The sequence below is a fragment of the Prescottella equi genome (assembly GCF_020171745.1).
In the GTDB taxonomy this organism is placed as follows: Bacteria; Actinomycetota; Actinomycetes; order Mycobacteriales; family Mycobacteriaceae; genus Prescottella; species Prescottella equi_A.
The window spans coordinates 1-23409 of record NZ_JAIVAH010000010.1; the positions used below are offsets into that span (position 1 = coordinate 1).

At 68.9% G+C, this 23409-nt stretch carries 21 protein-coding genes; 13 read left to right on the top strand and 8 right to left on the bottom strand.

What is annotated here, in order from left to right:
* Nucleotides 1-94: 94 nt before the first annotated feature.
* Complete coding sequence (locus LCL87_RS07695) at nt 95-3937, bottom strand: CLIPPER-2 domain-containing protein (RefSeq protein ID WP_225018341.1); 3843 nt, start codon at nt 3935-3937, stop codon at nt 95-97.
* A gap of 378 nt (nt 3938-4315) precedes the next feature.
* Here LCL87_RS07695 and LCL87_RS07700 point away from each other — a divergent pair, with 378 nt between their 5' ends.
* The gene (locus LCL87_RS07700) at nt 4316-4972 is read left to right on the top strand and encodes a class F sortase (protein WP_225018343.1); all 657 of its coding nucleotides are present in this window, start codon (nt 4316-4318) and stop codon (nt 4970-4972) included.
* Nucleotides 4973-5490: 518 nt separating this feature from the next.
* Complete coding sequence (locus LCL87_RS07705) at nt 5491-6324, top strand: M23 family metallopeptidase (protein WP_225018345.1); 834 nt, start codon at nt 5491-5493, stop codon at nt 6322-6324.
* Nucleotides 6325-6336: 12 nt separating this feature from the next.
* On the opposite strand, the gene LCL87_RS07710 is transcribed toward LCL87_RS07705, so the two are convergent.
* From LCL87_RS07710 to LCL87_RS07720, 3 genes are all read right to left on the bottom strand, one after another.
* Nucleotides 6337-7875, bottom strand: a complete 1539-nt coding sequence (locus LCL87_RS07710) for an acyl-CoA synthetase (RefSeq protein ID WP_225018348.1) — start codon at nt 7873-7875, stop codon at nt 6337-6339.
* An 87-nt stretch (nt 7876-7962) separates the two neighbouring features.
* Nucleotides 7963-8334: an SgcJ/EcaC family oxidoreductase gene (locus tag LCL87_RS07715; RefSeq protein WP_225018350.1), complete on the bottom strand. Its 372-nt coding sequence runs from the start codon at nt 8332-8334 to the stop codon at nt 7963-7965.
* Nucleotides 8331-9227 carry a helix-turn-helix domain-containing protein gene (locus LCL87_RS07720; protein ID WP_225018352.1) on the bottom strand — a complete coding sequence of 299 codons (897 nt, stop codon included), beginning with the start codon at nt 9225-9227 and terminating at the stop codon, nt 8331-8333. Before LCL87_RS07720 ends, LCL87_RS07715 begins: the two co-directional genes overlap by 4 nt.
* Nucleotides 9228-9315: 88 nt before the next feature.
* Here LCL87_RS07720 and LCL87_RS07725 point away from each other — a divergent pair, with 88 nt between their 5' ends.
* A complete protein-coding gene (locus LCL87_RS07725) occupies nt 9316-10527 on the top strand; it encodes a cytochrome P450 (RefSeq protein WP_225018354.1) in 1212 nt (403 codons plus the stop codon).
* Between the two features lie 15 nt (nt 10528-10542).
* Nucleotides 10543-10686, top strand: coding sequence for a hypothetical protein (locus LCL87_RS07730; protein ID WP_225018356.1), 144 nt, complete (start codon nt 10543-10545; stop codon nt 10684-10686).
* Nucleotides 10687-10695: 9 nt separating this feature from the next.
* Here LCL87_RS07730 and LCL87_RS07735 read toward each other — a convergent pair whose 3' ends face one another.
* The gene (locus tag LCL87_RS07735) at nt 10696-11289 is read right to left on the bottom strand and encodes a TetR/AcrR family transcriptional regulator (protein WP_225018358.1); all 594 of its coding nucleotides are present in this window, start codon (nt 11287-11289) and stop codon (nt 10696-10698) included.
* A gap of 208 nt (nt 11290-11497) precedes the next feature.
* On the opposite strand from LCL87_RS07735, the gene LCL87_RS07740 reads away from it, so the two are divergent.
* The 3 genes from LCL87_RS07740 to LCL87_RS07750 are packed head-to-tail and all read left to right on the top strand — an operon-like array spanning nt 11498 to nt 14847.
* A complete protein-coding gene (locus tag LCL87_RS07740) occupies nt 11498-12688 on the top strand; it encodes a phosphotransferase family protein (RefSeq protein ID WP_225018360.1) in 1191 nt (396 codons plus the stop codon).
* Nucleotides 12688-13848, top strand: a complete 1161-nt coding sequence (locus LCL87_RS07745) for an Rv3169 family protein (RefSeq protein ID WP_225018363.1) — start codon at nt 12688-12690, stop codon at nt 13846-13848. The genes LCL87_RS07740 and LCL87_RS07745 overlap by 1 nt, the downstream gene beginning before the upstream one ends.
* Nucleotides 13849-13887: 39 nt before the next feature.
* Nucleotides 13888-14847 (top strand): tyrosine-protein phosphatase, encoded by a 960-nt coding sequence (locus LCL87_RS07750; protein ID WP_225018365.1) that lies wholly within the window; start codon nt 13888-13890, stop codon nt 14845-14847.
* Between the two features lie 68 nt (nt 14848-14915).
* Here the strand turns inward: LCL87_RS07750 and LCL87_RS07755 are convergent, their stop codons facing one another.
* Nucleotides 14916-16181, bottom strand: coding sequence for a hypothetical protein (locus tag LCL87_RS07755; protein WP_225018367.1), 1266 nt, complete (start codon nt 16179-16181; stop codon nt 14916-14918).
* A gap of 91 nt (nt 16182-16272) precedes the next feature.
* Here LCL87_RS07755 and LCL87_RS07760 point away from each other — a divergent pair, with 91 nt between their 5' ends.
* From LCL87_RS07760 to LCL87_RS07770, 3 genes are all read left to right on the top strand, one after another.
* On the top strand, nt 16273-16680 hold the full coding sequence (locus LCL87_RS07760) for a VOC family protein (RefSeq protein WP_225018369.1): 408 nt from the start codon (nt 16273-16275) through the stop codon (nt 16678-16680).
* Between the two features lie 92 nt (nt 16681-16772).
* Nucleotides 16773-17507 carry a polyprenol monophosphomannose synthase gene (locus LCL87_RS07765; RefSeq protein WP_225018371.1) on the top strand — a complete coding sequence of 245 codons (735 nt, stop codon included), beginning with the start codon at nt 16773-16775 and terminating at the stop codon, nt 17505-17507.
* Between the two features lie 111 nt (nt 17508-17618).
* Complete coding sequence (locus tag LCL87_RS07770; protein WP_225018374.1) at nt 17619-18026, top strand: hypothetical protein; 408 nt, start codon at nt 17619-17621, stop codon at nt 18024-18026.
* 84 nt (nt 18027-18110) lie between these two features.
* Here the strand turns inward: LCL87_RS07770 and LCL87_RS07775 are convergent, their stop codons facing one another.
* Together LCL87_RS07775 and LCL87_RS07780 are read right to left on the bottom strand one after the other, a co-directional pair.
* Complete coding sequence (locus LCL87_RS07775) at nt 18111-19733, bottom strand: long-chain fatty acid--CoA ligase (protein ID WP_225018376.1); 1623 nt, start codon at nt 19731-19733, stop codon at nt 18111-18113.
* Between the two features lie 107 nt (nt 19734-19840).
* Nucleotides 19841-21034: an amidohydrolase family protein gene (locus LCL87_RS07780; protein ID WP_225018378.1), complete on the bottom strand. Its 1194-nt coding sequence runs from the start codon at nt 21032-21034 to the stop codon at nt 19841-19843.
* A 44-nt stretch (nt 21035-21078) separates the two neighbouring features.
* Between LCL87_RS07780 and LCL87_RS07785 the strand changes: the two genes are divergently transcribed.
* The 3 genes from LCL87_RS07785 to LCL87_RS07795 all read left to right on the top strand — a co-directional run bounded on the left by LCL87_RS07785 (nt 21079) and on the right by LCL87_RS07795 (nt 23313).
* Nucleotides 21079-22452, top strand: coding sequence for a glutamine synthetase family protein (locus LCL87_RS07785; protein ID WP_225018380.1), 1374 nt, complete (start codon nt 21079-21081; stop codon nt 22450-22452).
* Nucleotides 22453-22516: 64 nt separating this feature from the next.
* On the top strand, nt 22517-22942 hold the full coding sequence (locus LCL87_RS07790; protein ID WP_225018382.1) for a DUF6325 family protein: 426 nt from the start codon (nt 22517-22519) through the stop codon (nt 22940-22942).
* A 14-nt stretch (nt 22943-22956) separates the two neighbouring features.
* Entirely contained in the window at nt 22957-23313 is a 357-nt protein-coding gene (locus tag LCL87_RS07795) for an SHOCT domain-containing protein (RefSeq protein WP_225018384.1), read from the top strand.
* The last annotated feature ends 96 nt before the right edge of the window (nt 23314-23409 follow it).

Here is a 23409-nt window from a genome sequence, read left to right on the forward strand (position 1 = left end):
ACACGCAGCGTGGACCACCTCGTCCAGCTCGTTGACGGATCGCAACTGGCTGTTGCGATCCGGCCCCATTCGTTCACTCACGAGTCAGCAGGAATCAGTTCCTGCGGCGGGCGAGGATCGTTCCGCCGACGGCGAGCGCGGCCACCAGGACCACGCCGCCCGCGGCGAGAAGCCCGGTATCGACGCCGGATTCGCCTGCGCCGGCTCCGGAATCGATGCGTGCGCCCTGGGCGGTGGCATTGCCGGACTGGTTGCTGCCGGCCTGGTTGCCCGACTGACCGTTGCCGTGTCCGGCGTTCTGGCCGGCGTTGTCACCGTTTCCGGATCCGTTGCCGCCGTTACCGTTGCCGCTGTGCCCGTTGCCGTTTCCGGGCTGGCTCGGCTGCTCGGTGTTCGTGCCGGTGGAGCCGTCGGACGAGCCCGGGGTGGAGCCGTGGGTGGAGCCGTGGGTGGAGTCGGCCGATCCGGCGGGCAGGTCGAGCGAGCCCAGGTCGAGCGAACCCAGTCCCAGGGAGCCGAGGCCGAGCGCGCCGAGGCCGAGGGAGCCCAGGGCCAGCGATCCGGCGCCGGGAAGGCTGCCGGTGAAGCCCTGCTTGGTGATGCTCTTCTCCGACGGCAGGCTCTCGATCGGATCACCGGTGACCGTCCGGCCGGTCGCGGCCGCGATGTCGGTGACGGCACCGAACTTCACGTCCTCGTTCGAGACGGTGTACTCGGCGGTGCAGTCCATCGACGCACCCGGGGCCAGGGTGGTGGCCGGGCACGAGACCGCGGTCAGGTTCTCGTCGAGCGCGGGAGCTTCCTGCTTGTCGACGACGGTGACGTCGGTGGCGGTCACGTTGCCGGTGTTCGTCACTGCGAACAGGTACGGGATCTTCTGTCCGGCCGTGGTGATCTCGGTCGTGGTCGAGGTCTTCACCACGGTCAGCTCCGGGCGTGCACCCGCGGTGGTGATCTCCTTGCCCGAGTCCGAGGACTCCGGCGTCGTGACGGGATCACCGTTCGGACCCGTGCCGGTGGCCTTCGCGGTGTCCGCGATCGAGCCGTGATCGAAATCGGCCTGCGAGACCGTGTATTCGGCGGTGCAGTCCATCGACTTACCCGGGGCCAGGGTGGTGGCCGGACAGGTCACCGGGCTCAGGTTCGCGTCCTGCGCGGGCGCGACCTGGGTGTCGGTGACGACGATGTCGCTGACCGTGAGGTTGCCGGTGTTGGTGACCGCGAAGGTGTAGGGAACCTTCTGGCCGACCTCGCTGATCGCAGCCGTGGTCGACGACTTCACGATTGCCAACTCCGAGTGTGCGCCGGTGGTGCCGATCTCCACACCCGACCCCGGGGTGGCCGGGCTCTCGACGTCCCCGCCCTTCGGATCCGAACCGGTGGCCTTCGCGGTGTCCGCGATAGAGCCGTGATCGAAATCGGCCTGCGAGACCGTGTATTCGGCGGTGCAGTCCATCGCCGCACCCGGCGCCAGCGTGGTGGCCGGACAGGACACCTCGCTCATGTTCGCATCGTCGGCCGGCGCGACCTGGGTGTCGGTGACCGTGATGTCCTTGACGGTCACGTTGCCGGTGTTCGTCACCGCGAACGTGTACGGGACCTTCTGGCCCGCACCGGTGATCGCCGTCGTGGTCGACGACTTCACCACCGACAGGCCGCCCGCGGCGCCGGAGGTGCCGATCTCCACACCCGAACCCGGGGTGGCCGGACTCTCGACGTCCCCGCCCTTCGGATCCGATCCGGTGGCCTTCGCGGTATCGGCGATCGAGCCGTGGTCGAAATCAGCCTGGCTGACCGTGTATTCGGCCGTGCAGACGGTGGATTCGCCCGGTGCCAGCTCGGTGTCCGGGCAGGACACCTCGCTCATGTTCGCATCGTCGGCCGGCGCCACCTGGGTGTCGGTGACCGTGATGTCCTTGACGGTCACGTTGCCGGTGTTGGTCACCGCGAACGTGTACGGGACCTTCTGGCCGACCTGCGTGATCGCGGTCGTGGTCGACGCCTTGACGACCTCGAGGCCGCCCTGACCGCCGCTCACGCCGATCTCGACACCCGAACCCGGGGTGGCGGGGCTCTCGACGGCGCCGCCCTTCGGATCCGATCCGGCGGCCTTCGCGGTATCGGCGATCGATCCGTGATCGAAATCAGCCTGTGAGACGGTGTATTCCGCGGTGCACGTCGTCGACTTACCCGGCGCCAGCGTGTCCTCGGGGCAGGTGACCGGGCTCAGGTTCTCGTCCTGGGCCGGCGCGACCTGGGTGTCGGTGACGACGATGTCCGTGACCGTCACGTTGCCGGTGTTGGTGACCGCGAACGTGTAGGGCACCTTCTGGCCCACCTCGGTGATCGCGGTCGTCGTCGACGCCTTCACGACCTCGAGGCCGCCCGCACCTCCGGTGACACCGATCTCGACACCCGAATCCGTGGTCTCCGGGCTCTCGACCGGATTGCCGGTCGGGGTGCTACCCGTGGCCTTGGCGGTGTCCTTGATGGAGCCGTGGTCGAAATCGGCCTGCGCAACCGTGTATTCGGCGGTGCACGTCGTCGACTCACCCGGCGCCAGTTCGGTGTCCGGGCAGGACACCTCGCTCAGGTTCTCGTCCTTCGCGGGAGCGACCTGCGTGTCCGCGACCTTGATGTCCTGGACCGTCACGTTGCCGGTGTTCGTCACCGCGAACGTGTACGGCACCTTCTGGCCCACCTCGGTGATCTCGGTCGTCGTCGACGCCTTGACGATCGTCAGGCCGCCGATCAGACCGGTGTTCGTCACGCTGCACTGATAGTCGTGGATATCCGTGACCTGAAGCGTCCACGGACCCGTGCCCGACACCGGAACCGTCTGTCCCGTAGTGGTATCCGTGCAAGCGATCGCAGGCGTGTAGTCGGCCGTCACGCTCGACGATCCCGCCGCCGGCGTATCGGTGATCGCGTACGTCTTGCCCTGGGACACCGGCCAGTCGATCGTCGACGCCGTGGTGTCGGTCCCCGACGTCGTCGCCGAGGTCACCGTCGCGGCACGGTCGTTGACCAGGCCCACAGTGAACTGATCCGTTGCGTGAACGCGTCCGTCGATCGTCTTCGACACCGTCACGGTCGGGATACCGGCGCTCGCACACCGCGCACCGTCGTTACCGCTCGAGGCCGGCCCGTTCGCGAGGAACGTCCCCACCCGGGTCTTCGTATCGATCCGGTAGACCTTGCCGGACGTGTTGTCCGATCCGTACAGATAGCCCTTCGCGTCCACGTAGACCGCGCCGAAGGCCATGCCGGCCTCGAGCCCGGACACGGCACCGAGGTCCTGCGTCTTGTGCGTGACCCCGTCGAATCGGAGCAGATGCTGGTTCACGTCGACGCCGTACAGGCCGCCGTCGATCCACGCCCAGTCCGCGATACCCTGACCCGATCGAATGCCCGACGCCAGGAGCTTGCCGTAGGTCGGCGATCCCGGTGCATAGTCGATCTTGTACCACTTGGAGCCGTCCGTGTTGGCCGTCACCCAGAAGTTGCCGGCGGAATCGAAGTCGCCGGTGTTGAGCTTCGCCGCGGGCATTCCGGCCGGTAGTGGAAGTTCCGTCTCGGACAGGTCGCTGCCGATCCGGACCGGCACCATCTTGTCCCAGTCCCAACCGTAGATGTAGTTGTCGAGCTGGTTGTACCCCACTGCATTGAGGGCCCGCGAGGTGCTGCCGGCCAGCATGGTGTCGCCGGTCGCCAGATCCACCTTGGTCACGGTCTTCGCACCGGCGACGCCGTTGGGCGCCTGGAACAGATACCCGTATGCATCACACGAGAAGGTCGGCTGCGGTGCGGCAGCCGCCGTCGGTGCGGTGACTCCCGCGGTGAACGCCGTGAGGGACAGCAGAAGGGACGAGGTGAGGCCCGCGGACAACGTGGCGCGCCGGTAGGCTCCTGTCCGTCTGCGTGTACGCCTGGACAATCCAACTCCTTTCGAGACTGCGCGTGATACATCCCGATCGGGAGTCGAGCCTCGGAGAGCTGGTTTCCATCGAAACATGCTGCCCCCCGCACGAATCCAATCAGCATGTCTCATCGACATGGTTGATCGTCAGAGCTGGAGTCGACGACGGTGCCGACGGAAACAGAGCTGACGCACGCGCCTCCGGTAGCGGAGGCGACGCGACCTCGACGGTATCGGCGGTTTCGTGGCACCCCGGCCTTCTGGCGCAAAACTGCACGTCTGGTGGCGCAAAACTGCACTGCCGCAGAAGGATCACGAAACACTATGATTACCAGCAGGGTTCACGCCTCTCCGTGGACCGGCAATAGATGACCGCTATCGACCAAGAGGACCGAAATGGGTAGGCACCGACGACACCGCCGCTCCGGCAACCGGTCACTCGTCGTCGCACTGTTCGTACTACTCGTGGCCGGTAGCGGACTGATCTACACCGCAATCGGTGCGACCGGCGACCCGCTGACCGCACCGGTTCCCGAGACCCCGTTCGACGCGGGCGCTCCTCCCGATCCGGACGCCACCTGGAGCCCGGCCCCCTCGGACCTCGGACCCGACACGCTCGCGATCCCGGATCTGGGCATCCGCGCCGAGGCCGTGCGGACAAAGATCGGATCCAGCGGCAGCATGACCCTGCCCGCACCGTCCAAGGTCTCGCACCTCGCCAACGGCGTGGAGTATCACTCGCCGGAAGGAACGAACCTCATCGCCGGTCACGTAGACGACGGCGATCGCACCCGCGGCGCGATGTGGGCGCTGCACCGCATCGAACCCGGCACCCCGATCTACGTGACCGACAGTTCCGGGCAGATGTGGACGTACCACGCCACCAGCCTCACCCTGTACGAGAAGACGGCACTGCCGCTGGAGTTCTTCGCCACCGACGGTGCTCCGCGACTGGTGCTCGTGACGTGTGGCGGCGAGACGGTCCCCGATCCGGTTCTGCCGTCCGGCTTCACCTACAAGGACAACGTCGTCGTCACCGCGCAGCCCGCGTGATCCGTCCCTCCCACGCCGCCACCCGAGCCGGATCCTCGGGCACCCGAGTAAACGACTGTCGGCCCCCGCGTCCCAGCGCGGGGGCCGTCTTTTCTGTGTGCCGCGTCGTCTTCCACTGAGATCGCTGCCACAAAGCGACCGGACGGACCGCCCGATCCCCGGCCCGTTCGATCTTGATGTCGCCGAACTGCGCCGAGCACGATCCGAGGCGCGAAGTCACAGTGACGTAATTCGGTGGTGTGAGGCGCGCATTGCGCACCCGACCTCGGCATACGCCCGATCTCGCTTTCGGACCTCACGTTCTTGTTCGAGCGAATCGGAGACTCTGGACTGCGCGATTCAGGTCGAACAGGACGCTGACCTGCGAACTTCCTCGGTACCGGTCGGTTCTTATCCCATGAAGATAACGACAGCATCACGGTGGACGAGTCGATACCTCTTTGTTACTTTTCCGTGACGAAAGATCCGAGGTTGCTGTCCACCGGGACCGACCAGAGACCACAAATGAGGTATCCACTGTGGCCGATAACCACAGCACGTACAGCGTCGGAGCCCCGACATCCACGGCCGCTCTCGGCCGTCGCTCTCTGAAGGCCACCGCGGTCGCCGTCACCACGGGAGCCCTGCTCGCCGGCAGCGTGCAGATCGGCGCGGCGACCGCGTCCGCTGCTCCCCTGCACCGGCCCGACGTCGCCGGCGTCCAGCTCCAGCTGCCCGCCGGCCAGTTCCTGCCCGGCGTGGACATCCCGTCGCTCGTGGATGCCGCGCACGCCGGACCTCACCAGTGGACGCCGGCATCGGCCACCCGGTGGAAGCCCGCGCCCAAGCTCCTGGCACCCGCACCGGCCCCGGAGCCGCAGTCCGTGCCGATCCCGGCACCGATGCCCGATCCGCTTCCGGCCCCCGAGGCGGCTCCGGCTCCGGCGCCCATGCCGGCCCCCGTGCTCCCGCCGCCGCGTCCCGCCTTCGTCCAGCCCGTCGCGGGCTTCCTGACGTCGAGCTACGGCCCGCGCTGGGGCACGCACCACAACGGCATCGACATCGGGGCCAACATGGGCACGCCGATCCTGTCGGCCGCCGACGGCGTCGTCATCGACGCAGGCCCTGCGTCCGGGTTCGGGCTGTGGGTTCGAGTCCAGCACACCGACGGCACCATCACCGTCTACGGCCATGTCGACACGTTCGTCGTGAACGTCGGTCAGCCCGTCCTCGCGGGTGAGCTGATCGCCACGGTCGGCAACCGCGGCCAGTCGACCGGCCCCCACCTGCACCTCGAGGTGTGGAACCCGGCCGGATACCAGGTGGACCCGCTGATCTGGTTGCACGACAGCGGAGTTGCCGTCAACTGGTGATCCGGCTCAGGGTCACACCGGGTCGAGTTCGGTCCGCAGCTCGCGCTTGAGCAGCTTGCCGCTCTGGTTGCGAGGTAGTGCCGAGACGAAGCGAATTCGCTTGGGCACCTTGAACGGAGCGATGCGTTCCCGGACGTGGTCGACGAGCACCTCCGCCGTGACCGCGTCCGGGTCGGCGTCGTCGCGCAGCACGACGACGGCCGTCACGGCCTCGATCCACTTCTCGTCGGGCACACCGATCACCGCCACCTCGGCGACCCCGGGGTGCGTGTAGAGGGCGTCCTCCACCTCCCGGGACGCCACCAGGATGCCGCCGGTGTTGATCACGTCCTTGATCCGGTCGACGACGGTGATGAACCCCTCGGCGTCGCGGGTCACCAGGTCCCCGGAGTGGAACCAGCCGTCCCGGAACGCCTCCGCCGTGGCCTCCGGATTGTCCCAATACCCCTGGCAGAGTTGCGGGGAACGGTAGAGGACCTCACCCGGTTCGCCGTCGGGGACGTCGTCGCCGTTCGCGTCGACCACCCGGGTCTCGACGAAATAGACCGCACGCCCACACGACGACGGCCGGTCCTCGTGCTCGTCGGGTCCGAGCACCGTTGCGAGCGGGCCGATCTCGGATTGACCGAAGCAGTTGTAGAAGCCGAGGTCCGGGTACCGCGCACGCAGCCGGTTCAGCACGGTGACCGGCATGATCGACGCACCGTACTGCGCCTTCCGCAGCGACGAGAGGTCGCGCGTGTCGAGGTCCGGGTGCCCGGCGAGCGGAACCCACACCGTCGGCGCGAGGAACAGCGATCCGATCCGGTCGGCCTCGATGCGGCGCAGGATCTCGGGGATGTCCGGCGTCTGCATCAGATGCACGGTCGCCCCCACGGACAGGTAGGGCAGCATGAACACGTGCATGCCCGCGGAGTGGTAGAGCGGCATGCAGATCAGCGGGTTGTCGTCGGCGCTCAGCCCGAGAGCGATCACCGACGACACGTACTCGTGCACCAGCGCGCCGTGGGTCATCATGGCGCCCTTGGGCTTCGAGGTCGTACCGGACGTGTAGAGCAGCTGGACGAGGTCGCCGCCGGATACCCCCGCAGGCACCTCCGGAACGTCGCCGCCGCGCGTCCACCCGAGCAGTGACCCGTCCTCACCCCGCAACGCGACGACGTGCTCGACACCGAGATCGGCGCGGACCGATTCGAGGGTCCCCCGCAACGCCGGGTCGACCAGCACGGCCCGGGCCCCGGATTGCCCCAGCAGATATTGCAGTTCGTCGCCGGTGAGCGCGTAGTTCACCGGAACGTGGACCAGGCCGGCGCGAGCGCAGGCCAGGAAGCCGATGACGTACGCGTCGGAGTTGACGCCGTACCCGGCCACTCGGTCGCCGGGGGCCAGCCCGAGTGCGAGCAGGCGCCCGGCGACGCGGGTGACGGCGTCGTCCAGTTCGCGGTACGTCCAGGTTCGGTCGTCGAAGGTCAGAGCAGTGCGTTCGGGCTGTCTCGCGGCGGCCCGACGGAGTACTCCGTCGACGGTGTCGATGCGCGGATCCTCACTCATGTGACGCAGGTTATAGGACGTCCAACTATTGCGTAAGGGCTTTCTTTCCGCGCAGCGGTTGTGTACTTTCGCGCGCCCGCGCCGGGTTCAGCCGCCGAACGCGGCGGTGATCGCAGCCATGTCGAAGTAGTCCCGCCACGCGGCGATCTTGCCGTCGACCACCTCGAAGACGCCCATCACCGGCAGCGGGGTCGCCTTGCCGAGTCCACGGAGCACGTCCGTGCGCTCGTTCATCACGATGCCACCGGACTCGACCTGCTTGTGGATCTGGAAATCGATCCCCTCGAACATCGCCAGAAAGCCCTCGAGGAACTCCCGGATCGCGTCACGACCCTTGACCGGATCCATCGGAATATTGTGGTAGACGGCATCTTCGGTGAAGTACCCCGCGATCACCGCGGGATCCGGATCGGCCCACAGCGCACAGAACTCGGTGACCAGATCTTCGGCAGCGCTCATGCATTCACTCCTGTTCTCGTATCCAGTTCCCGAGCGGCTCGGGTCAGGCTCTCGATGTAGTGCGCCCGCTCGTCGCGGGTGACGGCGGAGCGGAGGGGACCGATCTGCAACTCCCACGACGCGCGGCCGTCCGCGCCGAAGACCGGCGCCACCAGATAGCTCACGGGAAGCGCTCGGTCACTCGCGAGATCGGCTGCGCTGTAGGGCCTTCCGCTGATACTGCCGAGCAGGTCCAGGACCCGGCCGCGCAACGCGGTCCGGGTGGGGTCCTCGCCGAGATGCTCCACCACCTCGGCCAGCACGTCCAACATGCCGGGATCGGACGCCCCGATCCCCCACACCCCGACGCCGGTGGTCCGGATCAGGTCGAGGGTCTCGCCGGTCGCGGCGCGGAGCGCTTCCGGCAAGGTGTCGAGCCAGGCCCGTCGGCGGGCCGGGTCGGCGAACGCGATGACCGCCGCGCCCGCGGGGGCGCGCAGCGGCAACCCGGTCCCCACCGTGATGCCCGCCGGTAGCCTGCCCCTGCCCGCATCGACCGCGAGGAACGTCATCTCGGTGGTGGTGACGACGCCGAGCGCCGCACCGCAGTCCACCTGCGCCGACAGTCTGGCGAGCGTCGCGTCCAGCCCGGGCGGTACGCCCACTGCCGAGCGCGCGGCCTCGCCCACACCCGCGAGTCGCGGGCCCAGCCGGTACCGCAGGTCGGCGTCGCGACGTACCCACCCGTGCGCGGCCAGCGAGCCCAGCACGGCACCCACCGTCGAACGGCTCAGGCCGAGCGCGTCAGCCACCTCGGCGATGGTGCACGCCTCGTCCCGTCCGGCCAGTAGTTCGACGACCCCCACCACCCGATCGGTGGGCGGAGATCCGGTTGCACCCTTGTCACGGTCCATGTTTCCTCCTACCCTCGCCACAGTAACCGATATTCGTCCAGTGCGACACGAATATTCGTCTCGCAACCTGCTCGGGAGGACCCCGCCGATGACCGCTCCGTCAACACTCGACACCGTCGACATCGAAGGGGTCGACTTCGCCTTCGAGGACGCCCCCGAGATCCACGCCGTCCTCGAGCGGTTGCGCGCCGAGAAGCCCTACGCCGTGGTTCCGTTCGCCGGCGTCAAGGCCGTCCTGCTCCTCACCCACGACCTGGTGTCGGCGGCCTTCAAGGACGAGGACACCTTCCCCGCGTCGGCGATCTACTCCATGACGACCGGTCCGGTGCTCGGAAAGACGTTGCAGTGCATGGCGGGACGGGAACACCGCGTCAACCGCGCCATCGTGTCCCCGCCGTTCCGGCGCAACCGGATCAGCGAGTACATCGAACCCGTGCTCGAACCGCTCGCCCACGAGTTGATCGACCGGTTCGCCGACCGTGGCACCGCCGACCTGGTCGCCGAGTTCACCACGCGCTATCCGGTGCTGATCATCAGCCGTCTGCTGGGCCTGCCGGTGGAGGACGAGGCGACCGTGCACCGTTGGGCGCACGACCTGTTCTACTTCCCGATGGACCCCGAGGCGGCGATGCGCGCGTCGCAGGAATTCGCCGACCACGTCACGCCCATCCTCGCCGAGCGGCGACGCAATCCCGGCGACGACCTCATCTCCATGCTCGTCACCGAATCCGCCGAGGGGGAGACGCTCGACGACGAGCAGATCCTCGCGTTCCTGCGCCTGCTGTTCCCGGCCGGCGCCGACACCACGATGCTCGCTCTCGGAAACACGCTGTCCGCGTTGCTCACCCACCCCGACCAGCTGGAGCTGCTGCGCTCGGATCCGGCCGAGCACGCGCAGTGGGCGATCTGGGAGGGACTGCGCTGGGAGCCGCCGGTGGGGCTGCTGCCGCGCGCCTGCCCGGAGGCCACGTCGTGGAACGGCATCGACATCCCGCCGCTCACGCCGATGATCTTCTCGATCAATGCCGCACTGCGCGACCCGGCGGTCCACGAGGATCCGCACCGCTTCGACATCACCCGCCGGGCCACGTCGATGCTCGCGTTCGGCCAGGGACCGCACAGCTGCGCCGGCAGTTGGCTCGCACTGGCCGAACTGAACACCGCACTGAGGATCCTGCTCGACCGGCTGCCCGGCCTGCGGCTGCAGGACGGCGCCGCCGAGCAGGCGCGGGTCACCAGCCAGGTCGGCGTCGCACTGCGTGGACCCAATTCGCTACTGGTGGAGTGGGATCAGCAGTAGCGGCACAATGGCGGCATGAGTTCACCTCGCCGCCTCGTTCTCGTCCTCGCAATCGCAGTCGGCGCCTGGGCAACCTGGCGTCGGCTGCGTTTCGACGCGCCGCTCAGCACCGCCGAGTGGCGCGCGGACGCGCTCGGCCCCGACGATCTGGCGGGCTGAGCCGGCCGATCACCGCGGCAGCACGCCGTTCAGAAGGATGTCCACGAGTGACGCCGCGAGCTTTCCCTGGTCCTCGGCGTCACGCACCGACTGCGCGAAGATCGCGGTGCCCGCGATGATGTCGAGCAGGACGTCCGGGTCGACGCCGTCGCGCAGTTCGCCCGCGCCGATCGCCTCGCGCATCCGGTTTCCCAGCTCCTCGCGGATCACCTCGAGCTGGTCCGTGATCAGAGCCCTGCGCAGTTCGGGGTCGCTGCGCCCCTCACTCATCAGTCCCGGCACCGCCTCCCGCGCCGCCGGGCCACCGAACAGCGCCACGGCGCCGTAGGTGAGCCGGCCCAGCTCCTCGGCGATCTCCAGGTCGGACACGTTCTCCGACTCCATCACCGGGTACACCGCGTCGTGCACGATGTGCGCCTTCGACGGCCAGCGGCGGTAGATCGCCGGACGTCCGACGCCGGCACGAGTAGCGATCTTGTCGATCGAGGTTCCGGCATAGCCGTTCTCGACCAGGAGTTCACGCGTCGCCTGTAGAACGGCCTCGTCGATCGCGGGGTTCCGTTGCGGCCCAAGCCGGTGCTGCGCTTGCCGCTGCCTGGACATCGAATGAAACCCCTTGCGTCGAAGTGTGATGGCCGTTACATTGTGTCACGTCGTAGTCGATACGCAATGTATCGACTAGAGCTTTCCGCGCCCCGCCGACACCCCGGGGCCGTCGACCGATCTGCCGCTGGACCGTTCCACCGCAGCACCCCGCATTCCAGAACGACTGCGAGGCGACGATCGCCTCCCGACCATCGAAGGGTCGCTCATGAGTTTCGAGTACACGACCGACGACCGCGACTACTCGGAGATGGCCAGACCCGGCGAATCCCGCACGGATCCAGCCGAGTTGGCCACCCGCCTACAGGGTTGGCTCCGGACCAAACTGCCGTCCGACGCGAATCCCGAGGTCACCGACGTCCAGGTGCCCGCCGCCAACGGCATGTCCAACGAGACGATCCTCTTCGACGCCGTGTGGCACGAGGACGGCGAACGCCGCCATCACTACCTGGTGGCCCGCATCGCGCCCGCGCCGTCGGGAGTGCCGATCTTCCCCTCGTACGACCTGGACCAGCAGTTCGAGGTGATCAAGGCCGTCGGCGCGCACTCCCCGGTGCCGGTGCCGCGGGTGTACTGGTCCGAGACGTCGCCCGACGCGCTCGGTGGCGAGTTCTTCGTGATGGAACGCCTCGACGGTGAGGTCCCGCCGGACGTCATGCCGTACAACTTCGGCGACTCCTGGCTGTTCGCGGGTTCCCCCGACGAACGTCGCCGCCTGCAGGACGCGTCGGTGCGCGTCCTGGCCGAGCTGCACGCGATAGCCACACCCGCGCAACTGTTTCCGAGCCTCGCGCCGGGAGGCGCCGGCGAGGAGGTCACCGCGGACGCCGCGCTTCGCGCGCACGTGGACGGCCAGCGTCGCTACTACGAGTGGGCAACCGAGACCGGCCCCCGCTCGCCGCTGATCGAACGGGGTCTCGACTGGCTGGACGCGCACTGGCCCGCTGTCACCGGCCCGGCCGTGCTGTGCTGGGGCGATTCGCGGATCGGGAACATCATCTACCGCGACTTCGAGCCGGTCGCGGTGCTCGATTGGGAGATGGCCACGCTCGGCCCGCGCGAGATGGACCTGGCCTGGATGATCTTCATCCACAGGTTCTTCGAGGATCTGGCCACGATGGCGGGGCTGCCCGGACTGCCCGATTTCCTGCGCCGGGACGATGTCGCGGCCGCCTACCGCGACCTCACCGGGCACGAGGCCCGCGACCTCGAGTTCTACACGCTGTACGCGGCACTGCGGCACGCCATCATCATGTTCCGCGTGCAGAGTCGCGCCGTCGCGTTCGGCCAGGCCGAGGCGCCCGCGGACCCCGACGACATGATCCTGCACCGAAAGACGCTCGAGGAGATGCTCGACGGCGTCTACTGGGCCCGCATCGACAGCGAAGGAGTGGCGTGATGCTCTCACCGATGGACGACTACCCCGTGCACCAGATCGCCGAACCGATCCGCCACGTCGGCACGTCCGACCGCAACTTCTACGACCGGTACTACTTCAACTGCCATCCGGGGCTCGACTACGACGGGGAACCCCTGTTCCTCATCATCGGCCTCGGCCAGTACCCCAATCTCGGTGTGACGGACGGGTTCGCGGTGCTGCGCCGCGGCAACGACCACATCGTGGCCCGCGCGTCCAAGGCACTCGGCTCGGACCGGATGGACGTCTCGGTGGGACCGCTGCGGATCGAGGTGCTCGAGGGCCTGCACCGGCTGCGCGTCGTGCTCGAGCCCACCCCCGAGGCACCCGACCTGTCGTTCGATCTCGTGTTCGAGTCGGATGTGCCGGCGGCATTGGAGGCCAGGCACTTCCACCGCCAGCTCGAGCGGGTCACGTTCGACACACAGCGGTTCGTGCAGACCGGACGCTGGAGCGGCACCCTCACCGTCGACGGCGAGACGATCCCGGTCACCCCGGACACGTGGCGCGGCAACCGCGACCGCTCGTGGGGCGTGCGCCCGGTGGGCGAGGCCGAACCGCCCGGACGGCGGGCGGATCCGGCGATCGCCGGCGAGCAGAACTTCTTCTGGATCTACACGATCATGCAGTTCGACGGGTTCTCGATCGTCACGATCATGCAGGAGGACCGGCAGGGCCGCCGGATCGTGCAGGACGCGACACGGGTGTGGGCCGACCGGACCCGCGAGCCGGAGTGGCTCGGCCGGCCGGAACACGACCTGACGTTCGTCCCCGGCGGGCGCGAGGTCGCGTCGGGCACTCTGACCTTCCACCGCCCCGAGGGATACGGCAAGCCCGATCGAATCCTCACCGTCGCTTGCGAACCCGTCCTGCCGCACTACCTGGGCGTGGGCACCGGGTACGGACTCGAGCAGGACTGGCGGCACGGCATGTGGCAGGGCGAACTCGTCGTGCAGGGCGTACGCGAGAAGGTCGCCGACATCGAAGCGTGGAAGAAGATGTTCTGCCCCGTCGACAACCTGGCCCGGTTCACCCTCGTCGAGGACGGCGAAAGCACCGTCGGCTCAGGCCTGTTCGAGGTCGGAATCATCGGCCCGTGCGACCGGTACGGCTTCACCGGAATGGCCGACGTCGCGAACTGATCCACCCCCCACCTCCCCCACCCCCCGAAAGGAACCGCCATGAGGATCGCTTCATCACGTGTGCTCGTGCGGACTGCCACATCGGCCACCACCGTCCTCCTCGCCGGAGGACTGCTGTTCGCCGGGACCGGTGCGGCCACCGCACTCGATCTCGGCTCGCTCGCGTCCGGATCGCTCGCGTCCGGCTCGCTCGGATCGCTCGACGCCGGATCCACTGCGCCGCTCGACCCGACGCCGCACCTGGCGTCGATCGCGAACTTCCGTGACGTCGGCGGCAACGACGGGGACGGCTACGCCACCGGGTTCGAGCAGCACCTCAAGCGCGGCGTGGTCTACCGGGCCAACGCGCTGACGTCCGCGTCGGAGCCCGATCTGCAGACTCTCACGGGGCTGGGGATCACCTCGATCACCGACATGCGCGGTGTCTCGGAGATCGCGAATCCCCTCGTCGGGGGGGAGGACAAGATCCCGGCCGGCGCCGACTACGTCCACACCCCGATCGAGTTCGCGGACCTCGTCCAGTTGGCGCAGACCATCCAGTCGCCCGAGCAGGGCCGCCAGTTCATGGAGGACACCAACCGCAGCTTCGTGACCGACCCGGTCCGCCGCGCCGGTTTCGCGAAGGTGCTCACCGACATCGCGAACAGCGACGGACCGGTGATCTTCCACTGCACCTCCGGCAAGGACCGCACCGGCTGGGTCGCGTCGCTGCTGCAGCGGATCGGCGGGGCCTCCCCGGAGACCGTCATGGCCGACTACCTGCTCAGCAACGACTACCTGGAACCGGTCAATGTGAGGACGCTCGCCCAGATCCGTCGCGCGCTCGGTGATCAGGCCGCACTGAACCTGACCCCGGTCCTCGGCGTGGAGGCAAGCTACCTCGAGGCCGGACTCGCGCAGATCACCTCCGACTACGGAAGCATCAACAGCTACCTGACCAAGGGCCTGGGCCTCGACCCGCTGACGGTGCTGAAGCTGGGCATCAAGATGCGGGGCTGATCCCGACCGAAACCTCGGAGCCCGGCCGGTCCTGCCCCCGATCGGGACCGTCCGGGCTCCGATCCATCTCAGCGACCGACCAGAGTGCGGCGGCGCACCAGGACGGCCGTCGTCGCCGTCGCGGCGAGCGCAACGGCCACCGCCACCGCGACGACCGGCCGGTCCGCGTTCACCACGTACATCTCGATCACCGGCAGCGGCGTCTCCGGTGTGAAAACTGTCCACCCGAAATCGGGTTCTCCGACCGGCACGTACACCGACAGCAGCGTGAGCGTGAACGGCAGCATCCCCGCCGTCAACACCGCCTCCGACCACACCGGCCGGCACGAGCCGAACGCGAACCCGGCCGCGAGGGGCAACACCACCGCGTAGGCAGTGACCGCGACGACCGTGTCCCCGGGCAGCAGTCCGGTTGCCGTGACGGCTGTGAGCACGGCGAGCGCCGCGACCGGGGCCGGCCGTCGACGCCCGGCCCAGACGCCCGCCGCGAGCAACACGATCCCGAGGACCAGCACCGCGCCCACGGGGGGAGACGTGAACCAGCCGAGGTCGCTGACGACGGCCGCGGCGATCGCAAGTCCCACCATCAGCGTCACCGCGTCGGGCACCGGCAGAAGCCGCGTCGCGGCGAGAGTCGCGACCAGCGCGACGGTGACACCGATCAGCCACGGCACGTAGTCGGGCATCGCGGACCCGACGGCCGAGAAGACCAAGAGGAACAGCATCGGCAGACCCATCCCGACGAACAGCAGGCGACGATCCGGCGGCGCCACGGCGGTGGGCACGCAGCGCAGGGCGACCCCGACGATCAGCGCGACCGTGACCAACAGCGCGGGCACCGGCACCACCGCGGGCGGGTAGTACGGGTCCAGCGAGAGCAGCCATCGATCGGTCTGCGGGCGCAGCGCATCGACGGCGGGTGTGAACAGCAGCGCGGCAATCAGTCCCACCGCGGGAGCCACCCCCGCCGCGGCCCGGTCCGCCACCAGGAACGCGCCCACCCCGAGCAGCGACCCCGCGCCGAGTCCGGCGAGCGACACCGACTGCGCGGTCGTCACGTCCATCCAGGCCGGCAACGCGAGCGCGCAAGCGCCCGCGATCGTGGCGGTCACCGTCGCGGCCGTCGACGCCCGCGCCCGCAGCGCCACGTACACCAGCACCGCGGTGACCGCGGCGACGGTCGCGGCCCACTGCAGCGTCGTGTGGAACCAGATGCCGCCGTCCCACTCGAGCACGATCGTGTCGTTCGGTTCGGATGCGAGGATCGCGAACCCGGCGACGAACGCGCCGACGACGGCGGCGAGGGCCGGACCGACCCGGTCGATGATCATCACCGGCCGAACCTATCCGCACCGCGCCCCGTCGGCGGTAGCGTCGGTGCTGCGACACCACCGAGCACGTACCGGCGAACCTCAGGAGCGTCCCGTGGCATCTCGTCTCAACCCGTACATCAGCTTTCCCGGCACCGCGCGCGACGCGATGGAGTTCTACAAGGGCGTCTTCGGCGGCACCCTGAACATGAGCACCTTCGGTGAGTTCGGCGCACCGGCCCCGGAGGACCAGATCATGCACGCCATGCTCGAGGCCCCCAACGGCTTCACGATCATGGGCGCGGACATCCCGCCCGGCATGGAGCGCACGCCCGGCACCGACATGGCGGTGAGCCTGAGCGGCGACGACGCCGACGAACTGCGCGGCTACTGGACCGCTTTGTCCGGGTCCGGCACCGTGGACGTGCCCCTCGAGAAGCAGATGTGGGGCGACACCTTCGGCGCCTGCACCGACCGTTTCGGGGTCTCGTGGATGGTGAATATCACGGAACCCGCGTCCTGACTGCAACAAAACTCCAGGTGAGTTGCTATCGACTCCATTCATGACCACACTCGCCTTTGGCCTAGACGACAGAGCGTGATCAGGAAGGTCCCATGGACAGCAGCTCGCCGAAGACGACCGTCGTTGTACCTACGTACAACGAACGCGACAATCTGCCCAAGCTCGTCGAGCTGCTGGCGGCGCTGGAGGTCCCGAACCTGCATCTGCTCGTCGTCGACGACAACTCCCCTGACGGCACGGGCGACGTCGCGGAGAAGCTCGCGATCGACTCCCCGCTCTCCATCGGGGTGCTGCACCGCACCGAGAAGGACGGCTTGGGCCGCGCGTACGTGGCCGGCATGACCCGCGCGCTCGCCGAGGGCGCCGACATCGTCGTGCAGATGGACGCCGACCTGTCGCACCCGGCCGAGGTGATCCCGACGATGATCCGCACGCTCACCACGACGGACGCGGCGGTCGTCCTGGGCTCCCGGTACGTGCCGGGCGGCGCCGTCGCGAGCGACTGGCCGTGGCACCGCAAGGCGCTGTCGGCGTGGGCGAACTTCTACGTGAACGCGATCCTGCGACTCGGCGTGAAGGACGCGACCGCGGGCTTCAAGGCGTGGCACGCGCGCACCCTCGAGGCGATCGACGTCGCGTCGATCCACAGCAACGGCTACTCGTTCCAGGTGGAGATGAACTACCGGACCACCAGCCGCGGCATGCGGATCGCCGAGGTCCCGATCCGGTTCGAGGAGCGCATCGAGGGCGTGTCGAAGATGAGCCTCGGCGTCCAGCTCGAGTCGGCCCTGGTGCCGTGGAAGCTGCGGTTCGGCAAGAAGCGCTGATCCGGGTCGGATTTCACCCGATCCGGGTGAACGAGCCGGCGAGGCTGTGCCGATAGCGTGGCGGTGACGAAACGATCCACCGCCGTTGCCGTCGACCCGGAAGGGATTCGCATGAGCCTCCCGCGCACATCCGCCACCGTGGCCGCGTTGGCCGGAGCCGCCCTTCTGGCTCTCGCACCCGCAGCCTCGGCCGCGACGACCTACACAGTGACGGTCGTGCCTCCGATCGGCACCGTCTACGGCAACACGATCACGACGCTGGCGGTACTCGTCGCCCCCTCCCCTTCGGGCGCCGACGCCACCACCCCAGTGATCCTCGAACTCACCGAGCCCGACGGCGACACGAGCAGCTTCACGATTCCGCTGACCCTCGGGGGCGCGACCCAAGCCGTCCAGGTCCACGAATCGGGCCGCTACACGGCGCTCGCCACCTTCGCGCCGCCGTCGGGCGAACCAGCCACCACCACAATGCAGTTCGACGTGACGCCGTCGCCGTTCGGGTTCGGCAGCGCGTCGTAGACGACGGAGTCTGCGGGACCCGGCCGGCCCGACGAGACGAACAGATCCTGAGGACCTGCCACACTCGTGGCAGGTCCTCCCGCGTCACAACCGGGTGACGTCGAGGCTGCCGTCGTGGAAGTCGGCGCGCAGCCGCTTCTTGTCGAACTTGCCGACGCTGGTCTTGGGCACCTCCTGGATCACCGCCCAGTTCTCCGGCAACTGCCACTTGGCGACCTTGCCGGCCAGGAAGTCCCGCAACTCGTCCAGCGAGGCGCCGCTGCCCTCGCGCAGCACCACCGCCACGAGCGGGCGCTCGTCCCACTTCTCGTCGGGGATACCGATCACCGCGGCCTCGGCGACGGCAGGGTGGCCCATCACCGCGTTCTCGAGGTCGACCGAGGAGATCCACTCGCCGCCGGACTTGATGATGTCCTTCGTCCGATCCGACAGCGTCAGGTACCCGTCGGGCGTGATCGAGCCGACGTCACCGGTGCGCAGCCAGCCGTCCCGGAACTTGTCCGGCGCCTCGACGCCGTAGTACGACGCGGTGATCCACGGTCCGCGGACCTCGAGTTCGCCGATGCTCGTGCCGTCGTGCGGCACCTTGTTGCCGTCGTCGTCGATCAGGCGGGCCTCGACCGACGCCGGGAACCGGCCCTGCGTGTAGCGGTACCTCCACCGGTCGTCCCCCGCCGCGTCGGCGGGTGGGCGCGCGACGGACCCGAGCGGCGACGTCTCGGTCATGCCCCACGCGTGCAGCACCGACACCTCGTGGTCGGCCTCGAACGCGTGCATCAGCGACGGCGGCACCGCGGCACCGCCGATGAGCACCTCCCGCATCGACGAGATGTCCTGTGGATGGTGCTCGAGGTACAGGTGCAGGCCCTGCCAGATCGTCGGCACCGCGGCCGCGAACGTCGGCCGCTCCGCCGCGATCAGCTCCGCGAGCGGGCCGGGCTGCAGGAACCGATCCGGCATGATCAGCGACGCGCCGATCATGAACGCCGCGTACGGCAGTCCCCACGACATCGCGTGGAACTGCGGAACCACCGCCAGCGCGCGGTCACCCTGTTTCAGGTTCGGCCCGTCGCTCATGCACACCTGCATCGAATGCAGGTAGATCGACCGGTGCGAGTAGACGACGCCCTTGGGATCACCCGTCGTACCCGACGTGTAACACATTGCCGCAGCGGCACGTTCATCGAGTTCGGGCCAGTCGTATTCGGTCGACCGATCCGCGATGAGCCCCTCGTAGGTGTGCACCTGGACGCCCTCGGGCGCCTCGAGCCCGGCCGTCGACTCCCCCGTGACGATCACGTGCTCGACGGTCTTGAGCTGCGACAGCTGCGGCACCAGCAGCGGGACGAGCGTCGCGTCGACGATGATCACCCGGTCCTCGGCGTGGTTGGCCACGTGGACCAGCTGCTCGGGGAACAGCCGGATGTTGAGCGTGTGGAGCACGGCCCCCATCGACGGCACCGCGAGGTACGCCTCGAGATGCTCGGCGTTGTTCCACATGAAGGTCGCGACCCGATCGTCGCCGTCGACGCCGAGTCCGCGCAGCGCGTGCGCCAACTGGGCACACCGTCGACCGACCTCCGCGTACGTCCGACGCCGCGCGCCGGCCTCGGTCCAGGTGACCACCTCGGCGTCCGCGTGGACGGTGCTTCCGTGCCGCAGCAGCTGCGCGATGGAAAGAGGTAAATCATTCATCGTACTAAGCATTCACGGCTCCTCGCTCGATCCACGCCGCGTGCGGCGTGCCGGTGTGGGCCGAAACTATGCCATGCGAGAGACCCGGATCACAGCCCCTCGTTTCCTGGCGTTTCGGACTAATCGGTCGGTGGGGTGCCGGATTCGATCCGGTAGGCGCGGCGCGCGTTGTCGGCGGCGATCATCCGTGCGACCCGCCGGGCATCCGTGCGCGACCAGTCCCCCTCGGCCACTTCGGCGTCGAGCACCGTCGCGAGCGCCCGGCGGAACCGCACGGCGGCCACGTGGAACAGTTCGGGCAGCCCACACCCGTCGGTGGAGAAGAGCACCGACCCGAACGGCGCGAGCTCGAGCAACTCCGCGAGCACGCGGGCCGCTCCCCTGCCGCCGACGTTCTGCACCGCGAGCCCGACGTCGACGAACACGTGGTCGAACACCTGCGCCAGGTAGCCGGCGTGCCGATGGAACGGGTAGTTGTGCAGCAACATGATCGGCACGCCGCGCTCCGCGGTTGCCCGCAGCAGCGGCATCAGCAGCAGTGGGTCCGCACGGTGCAGGTCGGTGTCGGCGTCGCCGTAGCCGACGTGGAACTGGATCGGGAGCCCGAGATCGACGGCGGTCCAGATCAGGAACCGGACGAGGGTCTCGTCGCGCAGTCGGACCGGCTGCCCCGCGGCGATGTCCGACGCCCACCGCGCCGCGGCCGTGAAGACCGCGGCGTCGGACGGCCGGGCCGCGTCCAGATCGAGTCCGACCCGATAGGCCGCAACGGTTTTGAACGCGATCGCGGTACGGGACGCGTCGGCCAGCCGAGCCCGACACGTCTGCGCGAACGCGGCGGCGTTGTGCCCGGCGATCACCTCCTCGGCCACCGACTCGAGCCGGACCACGTCGTGCGCTACGCCACCCGTGAACGCCGCCAACTCGTCCGGTGTCGTCAGCCGGTCCGGGAGAAACTCTGTGTCGACGAGGAATTCGGAGATGCCGGCCGCAGCGAGCAGACGTCGGGTCACCTCGTCGACTCCGAGTTCGGCTCGCCGTTCGAGGTATTCGTCGGGTCCGGTGTGCGGCTCGAGGCCCAGCACCGGCGCGCACAGTCGGCGTACCGCGACGCCGACCTGCGTGTCGAACAGGCTGCCGTGCCACCGCCCTGGTGCCGCAGCCTCGGTCAGCAGCGCCTCGAACCCGGCCCGGTCGAGTGGTTCGCGCAGCACACCGTGACAGTGATGGTCGACGAGCGGGAGGGCGTCGACCATCACCGCAATCGAGTCTCCGCCGGGGTCCGGCGGCGTATCGTCCGGTGAGAACGCCACCCTGCCATTCTGCCGCTGACCGGCCCCGATGCAAGGGAGTTGCGATGGATCGGCACGAACGCGACCGTCGGGCACTCGCGGCCGCACGACTGACCGCCGAACTCGCCGGCGCCGGGGTGGTGGTCGTCGCGTTGCCGTGGGTCGACAACTCCGGGGTGGTGCGCACCAAGGCCGTCCCGATCGACCGACTGGAGCGGGCGGCGGCGTGGGGTGTCGGCGCGTCGCCGGTGTTCGACGCCTTCACCCCGGACGACACGATCGTCGCGGGCCGCTACGCGGGCGGGCCGGTCGGCGACCTGCGGTTGATGCCGGACCTCGACCGGGTCACGATTCTCGCCGCCCTACCCGGGTGGGCGTGGGCGCCCGTCGACCGGTACACGCAGGACGGCGAGGTGCACCCGCAGGATGCCCGCGGAGTGCTGCGCCGGGCCGTCGCGCAGCTCGACGACGAGGGTCTGACCGCGAGGGCCGCATTCGAGATCGAGTGGGTCGTCGCGGCCGACGCCGACGACTTCGCACCCGCCACCCGCGGCCCCGCCTACGGATTCACCCGGCTGGCCGAGAAGTCCGGGTACCTGGTCGATCTGGTTTCGGCACTGCGGGAGCAGGGCGTGCGGCTACAGCAGATCCACCCCGAGTACGCGTCGGGGCAGTTCGAGCTGTCGGTGGCCGCCGAGGATCCACTCGCGGCGGCCGACACGTCGGTGCTGGTGCGGGAAACGATCCGGGCGGTGACGATCCGCCACGGGATGCGGGCGTCGTTCTCGCCCAAGGTGATCGCCGGCGGAGTCGGCAACGGTGGCCACGTCCACCTGTCGCTGTGGTGGGACGGACGGAATCTGCACAGCGGCGGCGACGGCCCGTGCGGGCTGACGGCGACGGCCGAGGCCTTCACCGCCGGCATTCTCGAGCACCTTCCCGGCCTGCTCGCGGTGGGGGCGCCGTCGCCGGCAAGCTACCTCCGCCTGGTCCCGGGCCAGTGGGCGGCGCCGTTCCAGGCATGTGGTCACGAGAACCGTGAGGCGGCACTGCGTTTGGTCACCGGAAGCGGGGGTGAGGAGGACCGCGCCTCGAATCTCGAGGTGAAGGTGCTGGATCTGTCCGCGAACCCGTATCTCTGCCTGGCCGGACTGCTGTTCGCCGGGATGGTCGGCATCCGCGAGGGCGTCGCCCTGCCCCAACTGGTGGACGTCGACCCGGCGTCGCTCACCGACGAGGAACGCGGTCGACGCGGAATCGGCCGTTTGCCGGTCTCACTCGCCGAGGCCACCGACGCTTTCGAGGCCGACACGATGCTCACCGACGCCTTCGGGACCGAACTGTCCGCCACCATCGTCGACGTCCACCGCGCCGAGATCGCGCGCTTCGCCGACGCGAGCGACGAGGAGATCGCGGCGGCGCTGCGGTGGGCGTTCTGAGCGCTACGCACCTTCTCCGGCTTCGTCCCCGTCCGTGCCGACCCCCCGTGGCAGACTGATCGGTATGACTCAACTGAGCGACATCGGCCCCGTGGAACTGGTCATCCTGACCTTCCCCGGAACCACCGCCGACCCCGCCACCGTCGCCGCCCTGCAGGACGTCGTCCACCGTGGCTACGTCACCATCGTCGACCTCGTCTACATCGCGAAGGACGCGGCCGGCAACATCACCGAGATCGACGTCGACGAGGATCTCACCGACGCCGGACTGGCCGCCCTCGCGATCGAGGCACAGGACCTGATCAGCGACGACGACCTGGATGTGGTGCGCGAATCGCTCGAGCCCGGCACGTCCGCGGCGATCATCGTCTACGAGGAGTCGTGGGCGCGCCGGATCGCCACGGCGGCCCGCGCCGCGGGCGGCGAGGTGGCCCTGCACGTTCAGATCCCCCGTGACGCGGTCGTCTCCGCCGTCGCGAACGCACGGTAGAAGGGAAAGTTCATATGATCGGAAGGCGCATGGGCCGGCCGGGGCTGCTGGGGACGGTGGCACGCACCGCCGTCATCACCGGCACTGCGAGGGCCACGGCCAACGCGATGGACCGCAGTTCGCAGCAGCGCGCAGCCGAGCGGCAGGCGTACGCGGACCAGCAGGCCGCCGAGCAGCAGGCGGCGATCGCTCAGCAGATCGCCGCGCAGCAGCAGGTGGCTCAACAGCAGGTGGCCCCGCCGGCCGCCGCACCCGCCGGCTCCGCCGGTGACGATCTGATCGGCAAGCTGCAGCAGCTCGGCCAGCTGCACCAGTCGGGTGTTCTCTCGGACGACGAGTTCGCGGCCGCGAAGGCGAAGCTTCTCGCCTGACGCGTGCGTGGTGGGCGTTCCGTGGAACTTGCCGCCTGTCGAGGAGAGCACCGTGGCGGTGTCGGAGACGGCGGCGCCGATCTGCTCGGTCTGCGC

What these genes read in the sequence shown, in the direction of transcription:
- LCL87_RS07765 (WP_225018371.1), top strand. Translation starts at nt 16,773, where the DNA reads ATGGACAGCAGCTCGCCGAAGACGACCGTCGTTGTACCTACGTACAAC.
- LCL87_RS07790 (WP_225018382.1), top strand. Translation starts at nt 22,517, where the DNA reads ATGACTCAACTGAGCGACATCGGCCCCGTGGAACTGGTCATCCTGACC.
- LCL87_RS07770 (WP_225018374.1), top strand. Translation starts at nt 17,619, where the DNA reads ATGAGCCTCCCGCGCACATCCGCCACCGTGGCCGCGTTGGCCGGAGCC.
- LCL87_RS07745 (WP_225018363.1), top strand. Translation starts at nt 12,688, where the DNA reads ATGCTCTCACCGATGGACGACTACCCCGTGCACCAGATCGCCGAACCG.
- LCL87_RS07710 (WP_225018348.1), bottom strand. Translation starts at nt 7,875, where the DNA reads ATGAGTGAGGATCCGCGCATCGACACCGTCGACGGAGTACTCCGTCGG.
- LCL87_RS07700 (WP_225018343.1), top strand. Translation starts at nt 4,316, where the DNA reads ATGGGTAGGCACCGACGACACCGCCGCTCCGGCAACCGGTCACTCGTC.
- LCL87_RS07775 (WP_225018376.1), bottom strand. Translation starts at nt 19,733, where the DNA reads ATGCTTAGTACGATGAATGATTTACCTCTTTCCATCGCGCAGCTGCTG.
- LCL87_RS07720 (WP_225018352.1), bottom strand. Translation starts at nt 9,227, where the DNA reads ATGGACCGTGACAAGGGTGCAACCGGATCTCCGCCCACCGATCGGGTG.
- LCL87_RS07785 (WP_225018380.1), top strand. Translation starts at nt 21,079, where the DNA reads ATGGATCGGCACGAACGCGACCGTCGGGCACTCGCGGCCGCACGACTG.
- LCL87_RS07715 (WP_225018350.1), bottom strand. Translation starts at nt 8,334, where the DNA reads ATGAGCGCTGCCGAAGATCTGGTCACCGAGTTCTGTGCGCTGTGGGCC.
- LCL87_RS07735 (WP_225018358.1), bottom strand. Translation starts at nt 11,289, where the DNA reads ATGTCCAGGCAGCGGCAAGCGCAGCACCGGCTTGGGCCGCAACGGAAC.
- LCL87_RS07730 (WP_225018356.1), top strand. Translation starts at nt 10,543, where the DNA reads ATGAGTTCACCTCGCCGCCTCGTTCTCGTCCTCGCAATCGCAGTCGGC.
- LCL87_RS07795 (WP_225018384.1), top strand. Translation starts at nt 22,957, where the DNA reads ATGATCGGAAGGCGCATGGGCCGGCCGGGGCTGCTGGGGACGGTGGCA.
- LCL87_RS07750 (WP_225018365.1), top strand. Translation starts at nt 13,888, where the DNA reads ATGAGGATCGCTTCATCACGTGTGCTCGTGCGGACTGCCACATCGGCC.
- LCL87_RS07725 (WP_225018354.1), top strand. Translation starts at nt 9,316, where the DNA reads ATGACCGCTCCGTCAACACTCGACACCGTCGACATCGAAGGGGTCGAC.
- LCL87_RS07740 (WP_225018360.1), top strand. Translation starts at nt 11,498, where the DNA reads ATGAGTTTCGAGTACACGACCGACGACCGCGACTACTCGGAGATGGCC.